This window comes from Rhodococcus sp. USK13, assembly GCF_018343855.1.
Classification (GTDB): domain Bacteria; phylum Actinomycetota; class Actinomycetes; order Mycobacteriales; family Mycobacteriaceae; genus Rhodococcus_F; species Rhodococcus_F oxybenzonivorans.
Window position 1 is genome coordinate 49017 of the sequence record NZ_CP069242.1, and the last position, 17247, is coordinate 66263.

Genomic DNA, 17247 nt, shown 5'->3' on the forward strand with positions numbered 1-17247 from the left:
TAGTCAAGAAAAGCGATCGCTCAGCGCAGCTTTGCCGGCCCGGTGGTCATACGGCCGTCCGTGATCACGACACCATGATGAGTTCCGGCCACCAGCCAGTCGGCCAGAGTGGGACCCTCTGCCCGAACGCTCACCCGGGCGTACCGGAAGTGCCCGCGCAGGCGGGCCGACGCCGTCACCAGGCGTTCGCCCGACTCCGCGGGCTGGGCGAACCCCAATGCGCCCGCGATCGGCAGCCGCGGACCGCGCGGGTGCGCCGTCGTCGACACACGCCACGCCCCGAAGGACGACGCGGATGACGCCTCGAACACACCGTGGACGTCGCCGTCGAACGCGGCCGGGACCTTGGGCAGGCTCCAGTGCACGCGTCCGCCGTAGACGGACGGTTCCGAGTCGACCGCGATGAACGGCACGGCCATGCGCGGCAAGGGACCGCTACGACGCCCGGGCGCCCGCAGCACCGGGCTGGCCAGGATCTCGCGATACGGCCCGACGGGCGAGTCGAGGTAGTCGACCATCATGGCGAGGGTCACCGGCAGCACCGCACCCTCGGGTCCGAGATCACGGGCGGCGGCGGTCGCGCGATGCCACCACAGCGTTGCACGCACCCCGGCCGGCCACGGCGGCGGCGCGCTCTCGGGCCATTCGGTGCGGTCGGTGGTCGATTCAGGCACGCTCCACATCGACGGCCTCCTTTCGGGTCGTCACGGTGAGCGGGAGTCGCAGGGCTCCCGGCGCGTCGGCCGGTACCACCGGGAAGCGCGGTGGCGTCGGGTCGGTACGTACGTATGGCTCACCCGGATCAGGTCTGGGGTCCAGGTCTCCCCTGTTCGGCCACAACGCGAAGGCCCGCTCCGCTTGCGCCGTGATGGTGAGCGACGGATTGACGCCCAGGTTCGCGCTGACCACGGATCCGTCCGCCACGTGGAGTCCGTCGTGCCCGTAGGCCCGCAGGTACGGGTCGACGACTCCGGTGTCGGGCGAGTCGCCGATCGCGCAGCCACCCAGGAAATGGGCGGTCATCGGGATGTTCACCACGTCGCCCAGCGAACCACCGGGGTCACCGTCGATCTTGTCGGCGACCTTGCGGATAGCCGTGTGCCCCTGAGGTATCCACTCCGGCGGCGGAGCGCCGGGACCGGGCCGACTGGTGACCGCACGCCCGAAGCGGCCCCGCCCCTTGGTGAGTTCCAACGAATTATCGTCGGTCTGCATCACCAGCGCGATGACCGTCCGCTCGGACCAGTGCCGCACCGACAGACTGCGCAGGAAGGCGTCGGGTCGGCGCAGTGCGACACCGACGGTCTTCAGCAGTCGAGGTGTCCGGCCGCCGCCATCACTGAGGACGGTCTGTAGCAGCCCGATCGCATTGCTGCCCTTGCCGTATCGGACAGGTTCGATGTGGGTGTGGTCGTCGGGGTGGAATGAGGACGTGATAGCGATACCGCGCGTGAAGTCGGTGCTCCGGTTCTTCGCGGTGGCCGCGAGTACGGCCTCCGAATTGGTCCGGACGACCGTTCCGAGCCGCGGCGACAACCGCGCCAAGGTCCCGGCCTCCTTCATCGCGAGGAGCAGCCGGGCCGTTCCGTACGTGCCGGCAGCCACGACCACCTGGTCGGCGGTGAAGGTGCTCTCCCGCTTACGGATACCGTTCGTTCGACGAGTACGCACCTCGTATCCGCCGCCCTGGCGTGGACGTAGTTCCTTCACCGTGGTGAGCGGATGGATCCGCGCACCGGCCTGTTCCGCCAGGTACAGGTAGTTCTTGACCAGCGTGTTCTTGGCCCCCACGCGGCACCCGGTCATGCAGCCACCGCACTCGGTGCAGCCGGCCCGATCAGGGCCCTTGCCGCCGAAGTACGGGTCCGCGACCGCGACTCCGGGCTCGCCGAAGAAGACACCGACCGGCGTGGATGTGAACGTCTCACCGACGCCCATCTCTTCCGCCACCTCGCGCATGATCGCGTCGGCCGGGGTGAACAGCGGGTTGGTCCGCACGCCCAGCATCCTCTTGGCCTGGTCGTAGTACGGCGCCAACTCCGACTGCCAGTCGGTGATGTGCGCCCACTGCTTGTCTTCGAAGAAGCGCCGGGGCGGCTGATACAGGGTGTTGGCGTAATTGAGCGATCCACCGCCGACGCCGGCACCCGCCATCACGAGCACATCGGGAAGTAGGTGGATACGTTGCATGCCATAGCAACACATCCACGGGGCCCACAGATAGCGACGCAATCTCCAGCTGGTCTCCGGCATTTCGTCGTCGGCGAAACGCCGTCCTGCCTCTAGCACTCCGACCTTGTAGCCCTTCTCGGTGAGCCGCAGCGCAGCCACACTGCCGCCGAAACCCGAGCCGACCACCACCACGTCGTAGTGCGTCACGCGACGGCCTCCTTCTCCGACCTCCGACGCGCCACGTAGTTCTCCCTGTCGAAGCGCTGCAGTTGCGAACGGAATCTGAAGGTGAACGTCGGCCACTGCACCGAGTTACGGCCCTCCGCATCGTAATACCAGCTCGAACAACCACCCTTGTTCCAGACGGTGCTCTGCAAGCCGGATTGAATCCGCGCGTTGTACCGTCGCTGCGCCTCCTCGGTGACCTCGAACGCCGCGATGTCGTTGTCGCGCATGGCATCGAGCGCGTCGGTGATGTACGCAGACTGCGATTCGAGCATGTAGACGATGGAGCTGTGCCCGAGGTTGGTGTTGGGTCCGTACATCAGGAAGAGGTTGGGGAATCCGGCAACCGTGGTCCCCTTGTAGGCGTGCGGACTGCCCTTCCAGTGCTCGGCCAGCGTGTGCCCGTCGGTGCCCCGGAGTGCATGCGCGACAGGAGGTTCCGTGGGAGTGAAGCCGGTGGCGAAGATGATGGTGTCGACCTTGTGTTCGTTGCCGACCGCGTCGACCACACCATCCTCGGTGATACCCGCCAGGCCTGCGTCGACGAGTGTGACGTCCGGTCGATCGAGCGTCCGCAACCAGTCGTTCGACAACAACATGCGCTTGCAGCCGATCGTGAAATCGGGGGTCAGCTTCTGTCGCAGTTCCGGGTCGCGCACCTGCCGACGCAGATGTGCCCTGGCCACCATTTCGAACAACGGCAGCAGTCCGGTGGCATGGGCCAGGACTCCGCCGAGCGCTTCCCGGAAACTGTAGACAGAACCACGGACAGCCTTCTGCACCAGAGGTATCCGCCGATACAGACGCTTTTCGGGATCGGAGAGCACTCGGTCGAGCCGCGGGATGACCCACGCCGGCGTACGTTGAAAGACCGTCACATGCTTCGCGCGGGGCGCGATTTCCGGAACGAACTGCACCGCCGAGGCACCCGTGCCGATGACAGCTACCCGCTCACCGGTGAGGTCGTGATCGTGATTCCACGTCGCGGAGTGAAACGTGGTGCCGCCGAACGTATCGAGTCCCGGCATATCCGGGATGCTCGGGGTCGACAAGGCACCGGTGGCCGCCACCACCACATCGGCGGTCAACGAACCACGGCTCGTGCGCACATGCCACACAGCCTTGGCGTCGTCCCAGTCTGCCTGCTCCAGGGCGCAGTCGGTCACGACCCGGGACAGAATGCCGGTGTCGGCCGCGACCTTCTTCAGGTACCGGTAGATCTCCGGTTGCCGGGCGAAGGTGTGACTCCAGTCGGCGCTGGGCGCGAAGGAGAACGAGTACAGCGACGTCGGGACATCGCACGCACACCCCGGGTAGGTGTTGTCGCGCCAGGTTCCGCCGACATCGTGGCCGCGCTCGATGATCAGGACGTCGGCCTCCGGACGGGACCGCAGGATCCGCGCCGCGAGACCCATTCCTGCGAAACCGGCTCCTACGACCAGCGTGTGTACATGTTGCGGAAGACTCACGACTTCTTCACCTTCGATTCCCACGCCGGCAGCAGCCGCGCGCGTAGTGAGCGATCGGCCTCGGGCGTCCGGAACAATGCCGACACCGCGAGACCGCGAACCAATTCGATGCCGATCTCGATGGTGTCGGCGTCGTACCGATCACCGAACACCTCCGCAGACCCGTGTCGCAGGGCCTCGGTGACCTTCCGCTCCAGCGGAACCATCGCCTCGAACAAGGCGGGGTCGGTGCGGGCGGCCACCCACAACTCGAGTGCCGCATAGAACAACGGGCCGGAGAAGGCGTCGGCCAGCACGTCGATGCCGCGGTCGGTGTCCACCTCGGCGGCGAGAATCTCCGCCATCCGCTTGTCGACGAGGTACTCCACTGCCGCCACCACCAGCGACTCCTTGGTGGGGAAATGGTGGAGCTGGGCTCCCCGCGACACACCCGCCCGGCGGGCGATGCCCTGGGTGGTGGTGCCCGCGTAGCCGAGCTCGACCAGCGAGTCGACCGCGGCCTCGAGCAATCGTGTGCGCATCGCGGCGGTGCGCTCGGCCTGCGTACGGGTCGGTTTGGCGACTGCTATGTCGGAGGTCACATCTGCACTGTAGGCCGAAAAATCAAAACAGTCCAGACTGCTTTTAAATTGCGCAAGTGCCTGTGAGTGCTTGTCAACAACGGGAGGTTAAGAAGTACTCACGGGGCGAGGCGGTACTTCAGCATCATGTCGTGGTCCTCGTGATCGAGCATGTGGCAGTGCCAGACGTAACCCCGTAGAGGTTGGGGCGCCTGCCCGGTGTGTCCGCCCGAGTGGTCCGACGTATGGGCAGACATGCCGAAGGCCGCGTCGGGATCGAAGCCCAGTTCCTCGGCTGTCGGAAACCGCACGACGACCCGGGTGACGGAATTGGCGTCGGCGATCACGGTGTCCTTGAAACCTGACTCCCACGGCTGCGGCGACAGCACCGGTCCCCGGGTGTACGGATCAGGAGACGGCGTCCACCGTGTCCCGACCGCGGGGAGCGGCGACGCCGACATCATTGCGGCCGTATCGACCGCCTGCCGCCCGAGTACGCGGAACCTCACCAGATGCAGATGAATCGGGTGCGGCTCCGGGGTGGCGTTGACGATGTTCCACTGCTCGACAGTGCCCTGCCGCGGCATTTCGATGTCGTCGGTGGTGTAGCGCAGGTTGTTGAGGGACATCAGCGGTGACGGTTGCCCGAGGCCCTGTCCGATCTGGAGTACCGAGACGTTGCGCACCACCTGAGGTTGCGCGACCGGTGCCAGCAGAGGCGGTTGCCGCCGGCCGCCGCGCAGGGTCTGCGGCACCGGGCCGGTGAACCCCGCCGCGGCTCCCACGCGGAAACGGCAGAAACGCGGCATGGGCACGACCCCGCGCTGGGCCACCTGGTCGGGAATCGCTTCGTCGTTGCGCAGCTCGACGGTTGCCCCGGGCGCCAGAGCGCCGAAGTCGACAAGCAGGTCGGCGCGCTCACCCGGTCCGAGGCGAACATGGTCGACGGGGACCGGGGCGTCGAACAATCCGCCTTCGGCGCCGATGACCCAGAACCGCATTCGATTGTCGAAGAAGAGGTTCCACACGCTGAACGAGGCGGCGTTCACCATGCGCAGGCGGTACAGCCCGCGCGCCACGGCCATCTCCGGCCACACCTTGCCGTTCACCACTCCGGTGTCGCCGGGGGTCGCCGCTTCCCAGCTGCCTTGCGGGTTCAGCGGGTTGGAGCGGACGCTCTGCCTGCCGTCCTCCGTGAAATTCTTGTCCTGCAGAATCAGCGGAACCTCGAACTCGCCGGCGGGCAGCCCGAGCGGATTGCCCACGGTACCGGTGTCCAACTCGTCGCGGAGCAGGTAGAGACCGGCCAGTCCAGCGAAAATGTTGAGCCGGGTGACCCCCATCGCGTGGTCGTGATACCAGAGTGTGCACGCGTCCTGCTGATTCGGAAACTCGTACACCAGCCCTTGCCCGCGCCGCAGCGTGTGCTCGGGGTGCCCGTCGAACTCGGGCGGATTGGACCCCCCGTGCAGGTGCAGCGCGGTCGCCACGTCGGTGCGGTCCGCTTCGGTCACGCCGTGCAACCTGGTGTCCACATCGGCAGCGAGGGGATTACTCGCGATGTCGTTGCGGTAGACGAGCGATGTCCGTTCGCCGACCCGGGCCTCGATCGTCGGTCCCAGGTAGTCGACACCGCCGTACGCGAGCGCCGGGGAGGCGGGAAGGTCGGAGTGGAACGTGTGCATGGTGCTGCTCGCGTGCACCTCGACGGAAGTGCCACCGAGTGTCGGCAGCAGGGGAAGTGGGTCCCGAAACGGTTCGAGCGGCGGTGACCGGAAAACGAAGGGTCGCAGGGGGTCGATACCGAAGGGGAAGGCGCTTGCCGAGCCAACCCCTACGGCGCCCAGCCCGGCCGTCAGCGCCAGTCCACGAACGAACGACCTGCGCGGAATTCGTCCATCCATTCGCCGGCGCCCCCTGCACGATGAATACCCTGTTGCGACTCGGAAAGCCGACGGTACCTCGAGTGGGGTACCCCTCAGTCCGGTTTCGGCGCCGGGGATTCTGTCGCACCCGCGCGCCGACCATGCCACGCTGGCCCCATGACTCGAGCGGTACCGAAGAACATGGAATGGATTCCGGGTGGCACATTCTGGATGGGATCGGAGGACTTCTATCCCGAGGAGCGCCCGGTCCACCAGGTGACGGTCGACGGGTTCTGGATGGACTCGCACCCGGTAACCGTCGCCGAGTTCCGGCGGTTCGTGAAAGACACCGGTCACGTCACCACCGCCGAGGTCGCCCCCGACCCCGCGCAGTACCCGGACGCGGACCCGTCGTTGCTGGTCCCCGGCTCGCTCGTGTTCACCCCGGCACCGGGACCGGTGCCGCTCGACGACTACACCCGCTGGTGGTCGTTCACGCCGGGAGCGGACTGGCGTCATCCGGAGGGTCCGGGCAGCAACGTCGGCGGACGTGAACGCCATCCCGTCACCCATGTGTCGTGGTTCGATGCCCGCGCGTACGCGGAGTGGGCAGGCAAAGATCTGCCGACGGAAGCGGAGTGGGAATTCGCGGCGCGCGGCGGGTTGGACCGGCAACCGTTCGTGTGGGGTGACGAGCACGAGCCAGGTGGCAGGCCCGGCGGAAATGTCTGGCAGGGCCAGTTCCCCTGGGAGAACCTACTCGCGGACGGCTTCGCCGGCACGTCGCCGGTGGGTCACTTTCGGCCCAACGGATACGAGCTCAGCGACATGGCCGGCAACGTGTGGGAGTGGACCACCGACCATTTCACCGCTGATCATTCCGCGAGCGGGAAAAATGTCGCGCCGACCAGTTCCTGCTGCATCCCGGCCAACCCGCGCGTCGACACCGCGCGCACCGAGAACCCCGGCGAACCCTATGCGCGGCGAGTGATCAAGGGTGGTTCACACCTCTGCGCACCGAATTACTGCCTTCGTTACCGGCCGTCGGCTCGGCAAGGCGACACGGAGGAGACGTCGACCTGCCACATCGGTTTCCGATGCATCGTCCGCGAGTGAACGGGTGCCGGGCTCACCTGACGGGGATGAAGACAGACCGCGTTCACTGCGGTTGAGTAAGTAAGGTGCGGTCGACCAAGTTGTCAGTGATGCTGGCTCGGGAAGCTCTCGCGGCGCGGACCGAATCGGCCAACGGCTGGATGCAGGGCACTCCTCCGGGCCGCACGGTTCGACGGGTCATCGACGGGCTGATCGAGATCGAGCTCGTCGACCGGTCGATGACGCTTGCCGCGCGGATCTTCACATCGGTGCTGCCCGTGATGATTGCGGCCTCGACGTTGAGCAGTTGGCACCTGACCGCCCGCACCATCAAGACCCAGTTCGGTTTCGACCCCGCGGAGTTGTCCTCCACGTCCGGCGCCGTGGACACCACAGACCCGTCGTTCGCGGCGTTCGGGGTGGTCGGCCTGCTGATGATCGCGATCAGCGGCACGTCGTTTGCCCGGGCCCTCGCCCGGATCTACGGAAAAATTTGGAACGTCCCGTCGATCAATCTCCGGGACGCCTGGCGGTGGCTCGTGGTCCTGTTCGCCGTTGCGCTGTCGAGTACAGCGATCGGCCTGGCGAGTGAGCTCACGAGCGTCCGGTTCATCGGACCACCACTCGCAGTCGCCGGGGAGTTCGCGGTGTGGATGGCCGTCTGGACTCTCAGCCCGTACCTGCTGACGATGGGCACCCTCGAGGGCCGCGTGCTCTGGGCCACCGGGGCGCTGACCGCCGCAGCACTGACCACTCTCCACGTCGGCGGACGTATCCTTCTCCCCCGGATCACCGCCTCTGCACAGCATCAGTTCGGGTCACTCGGCCTGGTGTTCACCGCGATCAGCTGGCTCTTCGTGATGTCCGTCGTCATCGTGGGAGCAGCGGTGATCACCAAGGCGCTCGCGCTGGACGAGGCCTACATCGGTCGGTACCTCCGCGGGCCGGACGCGGTCGCGTCAGAACGCTCCGCCGAGTCCCTTCCCGAGAACGACGGCTCCCATCACCAGTAGCAGCACGCTCATCACCGCGGTGTTGTTGGCCTGCAGCCAGACCTTCAGGTTGTCGAGGGTGCCGCGCATCTTGTCGGCGGCGACTGCGTAGGCGACCACGGGAACGATCACCGTCGACCCGGCCAGCACGGTGAACACCGCCAGCGCGATCGCCTGCTCACCGCCACTCACACCGGACGAGCCGATCACCACGCCCGCGGAGACACACAGCAGAAGGTTCTTCGGATTGATTGCCGCCAGGACGAATCCGAGTCCGATCGACTTGACGATGTTCAGGTCATCGATTGCCCGCATCCACTTCGGTTGTTCCGCGTCGGCATTGCGACTTCTCCACTGCCGTCCGGCGAGCACGAGCAGGAGCACGCCGAGGACGATCTTGACCCATGACGTTGTCGCCGACGGACCATCGGAGTCGGTGGTATCGATACCGGCGGCGAAGAGCAGGACGATGCCGGTAGCCACAAGGATTCCCGCGATCCACCCCATGCCGAAGCCCGCACTCGCACCGCCGGCGCGCTTCGACAACAACATCAGAATGACCGCGATGATCGGGATCGGTGAAATGGCGACACCGACTGCAAGCGGCAGCATTTCTCCGAGAACTGAGCCCATGCCCGAACCCTAGGGCCGGCGAACTCGTGTGCGCCTCGCACGTGCCGGGTGAACCGCACGTGAGTGGCAGAGCGTGCTCCGCCACTCACGTGGGGAGATCACACCAGCAGTTCGGCGATCTGAATGGTGTTGAGCGCCGCACCCTTACGCAGGTTGTCGCCCGATACGAACAGCGCCAGACCGCGGCCCTCGGGGACACCCGGATCCTGACGGATGCGCCCGACCAGCGACGGATCGCTTCCCGCGGCCTGCAGCGGGGTAGGCACGTCGACGAGCTGCACCCCGGGTGCCTTCGACAGAATCTCCTTCGCGCGTTCCACCGACAGCGGACGCTCGAACTCGGCGTTGATCGACAGCGAATGACCGGTGACGACGGGTACGCGCACACACGTACCCGACACCAGGAGGTCGGGCAGGCCGAGGATCTTGCGACTCTCGTTGCGGAGCTTCTGATCCTCGTCTGTCTCACCGCTGCCGTCGTCGACGAGGGAGCCGGCGAGCGGGAGCACGTTGAACGCGATGGGCGCGACGTACTTGTTCGGGGCGGGGAAGTCGACGGCGCTGCCGTCGTGGACCAGCTTCTCCGCATTGTCGATGACGGCGCGCGCCTGGCTCACCAGTTCCTCGACGCCGGCGATACCGCTGCCCGACACCGCCTGGTAGCTGGACACGATGAGGCGCTGCAGACCGGCCTCGTCGTGCAGCACCTTCAGGACCGGCATCGCGGCCATCGTGGTGCAGTTGGGGTTGGCGATGATGCCCTTCGGCGGGTTCTTCGCCTCCTCCGGGTTGACCTCGCTGACGACCAGGGGAACGTCGGGGTCCTTGCGGAACGCGGACGAGTTGTCGACCACGACGGCGCCGGCAGCGGCGAAGCGTGGGGCCTGCTCGCGCGAGAGCGTCGCACCGGCCGAGAAGAGGGCGATGTCGATGCCCTTCAGGTCCTCGTCGGAGGTGGCGGACGCATCTTCGACGACGATTTCCTCGCCGCGGAACGGCAGCTTCTTGCCCGCCGACCGCGCCGACGCGAAGAACCGCACCGTGTCCGCGGGGAAGTTTCGTTCCTCGAGGAGAGTGCGCATGACGATGCCCACCTGACCGGTGGCACCGACGACAGCGATGGTGGTCATGATTTACCGTCCCGTTCCTGCGTGCACGACAGCTTCTTCGTCGCCGCCGAGTTCGAATGCGTCGTGGATCGCCTTCACAGCCTTGTCCAGATCGGTGTCCTTGACGAGCACCGAGATGCGAATTTCGGACGTGGAGATGAGGTCGATGTTGATCCCGGCCTCGGCGAGCGCCTCACAGAAGGTGGCCGTGACGCCGGGGTGGCTCTTCATGCCGGCTCCGACCAGGGACACCTTGCCGATGTGATCGTCGAAGACGATCTGGGTGAAACCGATCTCGCCCTGTAGCTTGGACAGCTTCTCGACGGCGCGCGGCCCGTCGGCCGTCGGCAGGGTGAACGTGATGTCCGTCTTCCCGGTCTCGACCTTGGAAATGTTCTGCAGCACCATGTCGATGTTGATCTCCGCGTCGGCGACCGCGCGGAAGATCTGCGCGGCGTAACCCGGGGTGTCGGGGAGGCCGACGACAGTGACCTTGGACTCGCTGCGGTCGTGCGCGACTCCGGTGAGAATTGCTTCTTCCACGGGGATGTCCTCCATCGATCCGGACACGATGGTGCCCGGCTTGGTCGTGTATGACGAGCGGACGTGCACAGGCACGTTGTAACGGCGGGCGTACTCGACGCAGCGCAGCATCAGCACCTTTGCGCCGCACGCCGCGAGTTCGAGCATCTCCTCGAACGACACCGTCTCGAGACGCTGCGCGTCGGGAACGATGCGCGGGTCCGCGCTGAAGATGCCGTCGACGTCGGTGTAAATCTCGCAGACGTCCGCCTTCAAGGCAGCCGCGAGAGCCACGGCGGTGGTGTCGGAACCGCCGCGTCCGAGCGTCGTCACATCCTTGCTGTCCTGGCTGACGCCCTGGAATCCGGCGACGAGGACGATCGAACCCTCGTCGAGCGCGTCGCGAACGCGACCGGGTGTGACGTCGATAATTTTGGCGTTGCCGTGCGCACCGGTGGTGATGACACCTGCCTGCGAGCCCGTGAACGAACGGGCTTCGGCACCGAGCGAATGGATCGCCATCGCGACGAGAGAGTTGGAGATGCGCTCACCGGAGGTCAGCAGCATGTCCATTTCGCGGGCGGGTGGGGCTGGGCACACCTGCTGAGCCAGATCGAGCAGCTCATCGGTGGTGTCCCCCATCGCTGAAACCACGACGACGACATCGTTGCCGGCCTTCTTGGTCTCGACGATCCGTTCAGCCACTCGTCGGATTCGCTCGGCGGTTGCCACCGAGGATCCGCCGTACTTCTGGACGACGAGAGCCACGCGTTTCTACCTCCAGGTCGAAGAATCTGTACTGGTCCAGCTGTCGAGCTTACCGGCGCAGTCCAATGTGATCCCGGGTGAGTCCGTCGGGCCGCCTATCCGAACACCGTGGTCGCGGCCTCCGCGACCCTCGAGACTTCGGTGCAGTTCGCCCCGTGAACAGTGACGACTGCACCCGCGGAACCGAGCCTGCGGGTGAACTGGTCGACCTCGGCTCCGGGCCGCGTGATGTCGATCGGCTCACCCATCGGGCTCGTCCAACGGCACCGGTCGCCGATCGTCTCCGGTCCGGCGGGAACGGTTGGTCGGTTTTCCTTGACCGGCGACACGGTGAACGACACAGTCACCTCACTTCCGGGCACCCGCTTCGGGTCCGGTAACAGGACGCAGTCGAACGGCGTCGGCGGTGCGTCCGGATCGACGACGCGTCCGCCGGCGTTGCCCAGCACGTCGAGGACTTCGCACGGGTCGTGGACCGCGAGTGCCACCTGATTGCGGGCCGCGGCGTCACGCGCGGGCAGTCCCGACCGCATGCTGTCGATCGCGGAGTCCAGCACCGCGTCGGCCAGCGGGCAGGCGTCCTCCCCGGCGACAGTTCCGACGCGGACGGTCGCGAGCTGGGGGTTCGCGCGTTCCTCCAGCGTTCCGAGGTTCAGCCGAAAGACGCGTTCACATGTCCCGCGCGCGAGGTCCGCGCCCGCGCCGCGGTAGACAGTGACCCCGTCCACCGTGTCCGGCCGGGTCAGCGCTGCGTCCGACAGCATCGATGGCAGCACAGACACGTCCACGTAGGTCGTCGCGCCGCCGGGCCGGGCAATCAGCGCCGAACACACCGGCAACTGCACAGCGGATCCGAATTGCTGAACCGTCCCGAACTGTCGCACCACGCCCTCGTCCAGAAGCGCGCACGGATCGGCGGCGCGCAGGGCGTCCTCGACGTCGATGTGACGTTGCTGCCCTGGACTCAACTCGTCCAGCGGAGACGCCCCCGCAGTCCCCGACACGTTGTGCGCACACCCGGACGTAATGACGGCGCACAGGAGCACCGCGGCAATTCTCTTCATTCGACCCCCCTCGAATCGGGCCGAACACTACCGGCGGCTCCGCCACCCGTGAGTGGTTAACGAGTCCCTGCACTCGTTAACCACTCACGGGCGCGAAGCGCCTTTCGCGCACGCCCTCGTCTCAGTACGTGGCGGTGTCGTACTTGCTGGTGTCCCAGGTGGTGACTGCCCAGATCACGACCACGTCGAGGGCGATGATGAGAATCGACCACAGCGGGTAGTAAGGAAGCCACAGGAAGTTCGCGAGGATGGACAGTGCAGCAATACAGACGGCCACGATTCGCGCCCAGGTAGCGCCCGTCATCAGACCTACGGCACTGGCGATCAGGACGAGACCCAGAACGATGTGAATCCACCCCCACGTGGTGGTGTCGAACTGATAGGTGTACTCGACGCCGATGACCAGCAGGTCGTCGGAAGCGACTGCGGCAATTCCCTGGAAGAACGAAATCACGCCGACTGTCAGCAGCAGAATCGCCGCTGCCAGGGACGTTCCCGCTGCAAAACCCTGCTTTACCGGGCTGTTCGTTCTGGACTCGGGATTGGTCGTCATGTCCATGCCCTTCTCGAAAGTGTGTTTGCGAACAGTTGAATGGTCCGGCCTCGTTCGGCCGTGGACATCATCCGCGCCGGGTGATCCTCATCTGCAACGGATGATGTGCGTCGGCGCATCGAATGCGAGAGTCGATCCGGCCGACCTTTGCGAAGGGGACACGCGATGACGGAACCTCAGGACCGGTCCGGTAAACCGGCAGAGACCCAATGGTCGATGCCGCGTGGTCTGATCGTCATTCTCGGGCTGGCCGCGCTCGTCGTCACCGTGGCGGGGATCCAGGTGGCTGCGTCGATTGTCTGCCCCATCTTCCTCGCTCTCATGCTGACTGTCGCAGTGCACCCGCTGCCCGAATGGCTCTACAGGAAGGGTGTCCCGGGTTGGCTCGCGACAATCGCGGCGATCGTGGTGGTCAACAGCATTCTTCTCGTCCTCGTGCTGTCGTTGGCCTTGTCTGTCGCGCAACTCGCCACGCTCCTACCGGAATACGCGGACGACTTCACCGGCCTGATCGATGACGCCCAGAGTTTCCTGAACAGCAACGGAGTGAACTCCACCGACGCCCAGACGCTGCTCTCCCAGGTGGATTACGGCAAGGTCTTCGGACTGGTCGAGGGAATTCTGCAGGCAATGCTGGGTGTCTTCTCGAACCTGCTGTTCGTCCTCGCACTCCTGCTGTTCATGGCCGTCGACGGCAGCTCCTACGGTTCGCGGATGTCCATCGTCACGCAGATGCGCCCCGACATCGCCACCGCCCTCACCGCCTTCTCGGCCGGTACGCGCAAGTACCTGATCGTGTCCACGGTGTTCGGACTGATCGTCGCGGTCATCGACACCGCGGCTCTGTGGGCGTTGGGAATTCCGCTGCCGATCCTGTGGGGACTGCTGTCGTTCATCACCAACTACGTCCCGAACGTCGGCTTCGTCCTCGGGCTCGTTCCACCGGCTCTGCTCGCGTTACTCGCGGGCGGGCCGGGACTGATGCTGACGGTCATCGTCGTGTACAGCGTCATCAATGTCATCATCCAGTCGGTGATCCAACCGAAGTTCGTCGGCGACGCGGTCGGCCTGTCCGTAACCTTCACCTTCCTGTCGCTGGTTTTCTGGACGTGGATACTCGGTCCCCTCGGCGCGATTCTCGCGATTCCGCTGACACTGATGGCGAAGGCGCTGCTGATCGATATCGACCCGTCCACTTGGTGGGTGAACACAATTCTCAGCGACGCTCCCCCGCCCCCAGAACCGGCTGCATCCCCGGACCCACCGCGCCACGAGAAGAAATAGGCCCTTCGGGCTCGTGCGCCTCTCTGGTGGCCGGGACAACCAAGAAGGCGCACGGGGCGCGGAGCGCCCTGCCGTTCACCCACACCAACAGCGGTTTCTCGCTAAAATCACGGCACCGGCCCACGGCGTCGGAGATTGGCGTTGGTCGAAGATCGTTTCTCGGTGCAGCGAGAATTGGGGGTCGGCGTGACGGCAGTACATTTCGGCGAGTTTCATTCGAGCATCCGAATACCTTCGGGTGCGGTGGGCCGAACGGTCACCCGCACCAGATTGCACAACCTCCTTACAGATGCCCTGACCAGTGAAGATCACCTCTATCCCGTCGTCCTCGTGTGTGCGCCCGCCGGGTCGGGCAAGACCCGACTGGCCGCCGACTGGGCATCCGAAGTTCTGGCAGGCGCGGATTCACCGATCATCGCGTGGATCACGATCGAAGAACGCTACAACGACATCGGCGTCATCCACCGCGCCATTCTCCGGGCACTGAACGAAACCGGAAATCCTCGGCTGCGTGCGTTGTGTGACCGCCTCGACCCCGATTCCCCCGACCTCGGTGCGCAAATGTCCGCGGATCTGGGTGAACTCGGGGAGAACCTCTGGATGGTGATCGACGACGCTCATCTGCTCCTCCACACCGAAATACTGGCCGACCTCGAGTCGTTCATGCGCTGGCAACCGCCGATGCTCCGGACGATCATCTGCGGACGATTCGAGCCGCCACTCGCGTTGCAGCGACTTCGGCTGGACGGCAAGCTCTTCACCGTCACGGCACGCGATCTCGCCTTCACCGCCGAGGAGGCTGCCGCGATGCTCACCGAGCACGATGTGCGGCTCGATCCCGGCGATCTCGACGCCCTGATGGAGCGCACCGAGGGTTGGGCAGCCGGAATTCGTTTGGCAGGAATGTCTTTGGAAGGCCATACAGATCCCAGTCGGTTGATCGCCGAGTTCTCCGGTAACCGACGAGCGGTCGCCGACTATCTCATCGAGGAAGTTCTCGCCGGCCAGACCGACGAGATGCGCGACTTTCTCCTCCGCACCTCCGTGCCCGCATCGTTCACAACCCACTTCGCGGAGATCCTCACGGGCTGCACCGACGCGCACGACAAGGTGGATTGGCTCGAACACCACAATTTCTTGATCAACCGAATCGACGGCTCCCCGACGGAGTATCGGTACCACCCGCTGCTGCGTAGCTATCTGCGAGCGGAAATCAGCCGCGTCGGACACGTCGAGGTGGAGCATCTCGAACTCGCCGCCGCGCACTGGCACGCGGAGTTCGGGGATGCGCTGGTGGCGCTCGAACATGCGGTCAACTCGGGCGACCACGATGCGATTGTCGCGCTGCTCTCCCGGACGTCGCTGTCGTTGATCGTCGGGGGTCACGGTGAGGCGGTCGATCGTCTCCTCACGCGGGCGCCGCGCACCACCCAAGAGCATCCGTCGGCGCGGTTGATCCGCGCGGCGGCGGCGCTGGCCGCGGGCAACGTTCCCGTGGCGCGGTCTACGCTCGACGTTCTCGACCGCACACGGCCAGAGGAGGCGATCGACGAAACGGATCCGCGACGGCACATACTGCTTCGGGAGTCGCTCCGCGTGCAGACCGCCGTTCAGACCGGCGATATCGACGACGCGCTGACCCGGCTGCGGTCGGTGGGACCGGAATCGACCGGCGAATCAGAACTGGACGCCTTCGTACTTCTTCAGGAAGGCAGGGCGCTACTCTTCCTCGGCCGAACCGAGGAGTCGGAGCACGTGCTCGGGAAGGCGCTGGCTCATGCCCGCCTCGCCGATGCGTCGCTCACCGTCATGTATTGCCTCGGCTCTCTCGCGGCCCTCGCCATGTCGAGGGGTGAGGTAGTTCGTGCCGCCGCCCTCGTGAGCGAGTCGCTCAGAATCGGAGCGGAGCAGTCCGCCACGGAATCTCCGACGTTCCACCTGGTGCGATTGGTCGATTCATGGTGCCGTTACATCCGTCTCGACGACGACGCCGCGCGAATCGCCGCCGAATCGGCCGCAGTTCTGCACCGTGAGAACGCCGGGACCGCAACGTTCGCGGACGGCGCCGCGGTGCTGTTCGGACTGGACGGGTCGGACCATCGGCACAGTGCGGTGACCACACTCCATGCGCACAGCCCTGTGTCGTCGTCGATCCCCGTGCCGCCGGGTATCCGGGCGGTGTTGCTGCCGGCGATCCAGTACGCGTACCTCACCGCCGGCGAGGTCGGGTGGGCACACGAACTCGCGGCGGACGCGCGGACCCTGATCGGATCGACCGGTGACACGGCAGTCCTCGACGCCATCGTTCACGTCCACTCCCACCGTCTCGATCAGGCCCGCAAAACCCTGCAACCCGTGCTGGACGGCACAGTGGTGTGCGCGGCGGGCACCAATCTGATTGCGGCGTGGCTGGTCGACACGGCGATTGCGCTTGCCCGTAAGCATGATTCGCGGGCGCACAGTGCCCTCACCGAGGCGCTCCGCCTGGCCGAGCCCGATTCGGTGCTGCGTCCGTTCCACGACTGCGGACCGCAGATCCGAGATCTACTGATCCGGAGCACCGGGCGGTTCGGTGTGCTCGAGACTTTCGCGGAGCGGCTACGCGCGTCGTTTCCACGGTCCGGAACCGCAGCGTCCGACATGCTGACTCCCCGCGAATTGGAACTGCTCGTGGAGCTTCCGTCGTGGCGCACGGCGGAGCAGATCGCCACCGACCTGTGCGTGTCTGTGAACACCGTGAAGACGCACCTGCGCGGGATCTACCGCAAATTCGGGGTCACCTCCCGACGCGACGCCATCGCGGCGGCGCAACAGGCCGGCTTGCTCTGAGCGCGATTCACCACTTGCGGGTGAGGCGCGCCGCTGTCTTTCGAGTCACCCTGTATTCACTGGCTGACCGCTTGTCGAAGGACTGCCCATCCGCGAATGAAGGAGCC

At 65.8% G+C, this 17247-nt stretch carries 14 protein-coding genes; 4 read left to right on the forward strand and 10 right to left on the reverse strand.

Going from position 1 to position 17247, the window contains the following annotated elements; genetic code table 11:
* Window positions 1-20: 20 nt before the first annotated feature.
* From JQT59_RS02950 to JQT59_RS02970, 5 genes are all read right to left on the reverse strand, one after another.
* On the reverse strand, window positions 21-683 hold the full coding sequence (locus JQT59_RS02950; protein ID WP_213574443.1) for a hypothetical protein: 663 nt from the start codon (window positions 681-683) through the stop codon (window positions 21-23).
* Entirely contained in the window at window positions 667-2379 is a 1713-nt protein-coding gene (locus JQT59_RS02955) for a GMC family oxidoreductase (protein ID WP_213574445.1), read from the reverse strand. The genes JQT59_RS02950 and JQT59_RS02955 overlap by 17 nt, the downstream gene beginning before the upstream one ends.
* A complete protein-coding gene (locus JQT59_RS02960) occupies window positions 2376-3866 on the reverse strand; it encodes a flavin-containing monooxygenase (RefSeq protein ID WP_213574447.1) in 1491 nt (496 codons plus the stop codon). Before JQT59_RS02960 ends, JQT59_RS02955 begins: the two co-directional genes overlap by 4 nt.
* A complete protein-coding gene (locus JQT59_RS02965; RefSeq protein WP_213577381.1) occupies window positions 3863-4387 on the reverse strand; it encodes a TetR/AcrR family transcriptional regulator in 525 nt (174 codons plus the stop codon). Before JQT59_RS02965 ends, JQT59_RS02960 begins: the two co-directional genes overlap by 4 nt.
* Window positions 4388-4545: 158 nt before the next feature.
* On the reverse strand, window positions 4546-6330 hold the full coding sequence (locus JQT59_RS02970) for a multicopper oxidase family protein (RefSeq protein WP_213574449.1): 1785 nt from the start codon (window positions 6328-6330) through the stop codon (window positions 4546-4548).
* Window positions 6331-6468: 138 nt separating this feature from the next.
* Here JQT59_RS02970 and JQT59_RS02975 point away from each other — a divergent pair, with 138 nt between their 5' ends.
* Both JQT59_RS02975 and JQT59_RS02980 read left to right on the forward strand, forming a co-directional pair.
* Entirely contained in the window at window positions 6469-7407 is a 939-nt protein-coding gene (locus JQT59_RS02975) for a formylglycine-generating enzyme family protein (RefSeq protein WP_213574451.1), read from the forward strand.
* An 86-nt stretch (window positions 7408-7493) separates the two neighbouring features.
* Window positions 7494-8399, forward strand: a complete 906-nt coding sequence (locus JQT59_RS02980; RefSeq protein WP_213577382.1) for a hypothetical protein — start codon at window positions 7494-7496, stop codon at window positions 8397-8399.
* Here the strand turns inward: JQT59_RS02980 and JQT59_RS02985 are convergent.
* The 5 genes from JQT59_RS02985 to JQT59_RS03005 all read right to left on the reverse strand — a co-directional run bounded on the left by JQT59_RS02985 (window position 8346) and on the right by JQT59_RS03005 (window position 13033).
* Complete coding sequence (locus JQT59_RS02985) at window positions 8346-9011, reverse strand: GAP family protein (protein WP_213574453.1); 666 nt, start codon at window positions 9009-9011, stop codon at window positions 8346-8348. The two genes, JQT59_RS02980 and JQT59_RS02985, sit on opposite strands and share 54 nt — an antisense overlap.
* 98 nt (window positions 9012-9109) lie before the next feature.
* Window positions 9110-10141: an aspartate-semialdehyde dehydrogenase gene (locus tag JQT59_RS02990; protein WP_213574454.1), complete on the reverse strand. Its 1032-nt coding sequence runs from the start codon at window positions 10139-10141 to the stop codon at window positions 9110-9112.
* A gap of 3 nt (window positions 10142-10144) precedes the next feature.
* A complete protein-coding gene (locus JQT59_RS02995) occupies window positions 10145-11410 on the reverse strand; it encodes an aspartate kinase (RefSeq protein ID WP_159918953.1) in 1266 nt (421 codons plus the stop codon).
* Between the two features lie 95 nt (window positions 11411-11505).
* The gene (locus JQT59_RS03000; protein ID WP_213574456.1) at window positions 11506-12474 is read right to left on the reverse strand and encodes a hypothetical protein; all 969 of its coding nucleotides are present in this window, start codon (window positions 12472-12474) and stop codon (window positions 11506-11508) included.
* Window positions 12475-12595: 121 nt separating this feature from the next.
* On the reverse strand, window positions 12596-13033 hold the full coding sequence (locus JQT59_RS03005; RefSeq protein WP_159918950.1) for a DUF7144 family membrane protein: 438 nt from the start codon (window positions 13031-13033) through the stop codon (window positions 12596-12598).
* Window positions 13034-13192: 159 nt separating this feature from the next.
* Here JQT59_RS03005 and JQT59_RS03010 point away from each other — a divergent pair, with 159 nt between their 5' ends.
* Window positions 13193-14311: an AI-2E family transporter gene (locus tag JQT59_RS03010; protein WP_213574458.1), complete on the forward strand. Its 1119-nt coding sequence runs from the start codon at window positions 13193-13195 to the stop codon at window positions 14309-14311.
* A 162-nt stretch (window positions 14312-14473) separates the two neighbouring features.
* On the forward strand, window positions 14474-17140 hold the full coding sequence (locus tag JQT59_RS03015) for a winged helix-turn-helix domain-containing protein (protein ID WP_249354085.1): 2667 nt from the start codon (window positions 14474-14476) through the stop codon (window positions 17138-17140).
* Window positions 17141-17247: the final 107 nt, after the last annotated feature.

Bases quoted from the DNA above. Each gene is read 5' to 3' on its own strand.
- JQT59_RS02950 (WP_213574443.1), bottom strand. From the start codon at position 683: ATGTGGAGCGTGCCTGAATCGACCACCGACCGCACCGAATGGCCCGAG.
- JQT59_RS02965 (WP_213577381.1), bottom strand. From the start codon at position 4,387: ATGCGCACACGATTGCTCGAGGCCGCGGTCGACTCGCTGGTCGAGCTC.
- JQT59_RS02970 (WP_213574449.1), bottom strand. From the start codon at position 6,330: ATGGATGGACGAATTCCGCGCAGGTCGTTCGTTCGTGGACTGGCGCTG.
- JQT59_RS02975 (WP_213574451.1), top strand. From the start codon at position 6,469: ATGACTCGAGCGGTACCGAAGAACATGGAATGGATTCCGGGTGGCACA.
- JQT59_RS02985 (WP_213574453.1), bottom strand. From the start codon at position 9,011: ATGGGCTCAGTTCTCGGAGAAATGCTGCCGCTTGCAGTCGGTGTCGCC.
- JQT59_RS02990 (WP_213574454.1), bottom strand. From the start codon at position 10,141: ATGACCACCATCGCTGTCGTCGGTGCCACCGGTCAGGTGGGCATCGTC.
- JQT59_RS03000 (WP_213574456.1), bottom strand. From the start codon at position 12,474: ATGAAGAGAATTGCCGCGGTGCTCCTGTGCGCCGTCATTACGTCCGGG.
- JQT59_RS03005 (WP_159918950.1), bottom strand. From the start codon at position 13,033: ATGGACATGACGACCAATCCCGAGTCCAGAACGAACAGCCCGGTAAAG.
- JQT59_RS03010 (WP_213574458.1), top strand. From the start codon at position 13,193: ATGACGGAACCTCAGGACCGGTCCGGTAAACCGGCAGAGACCCAATGG.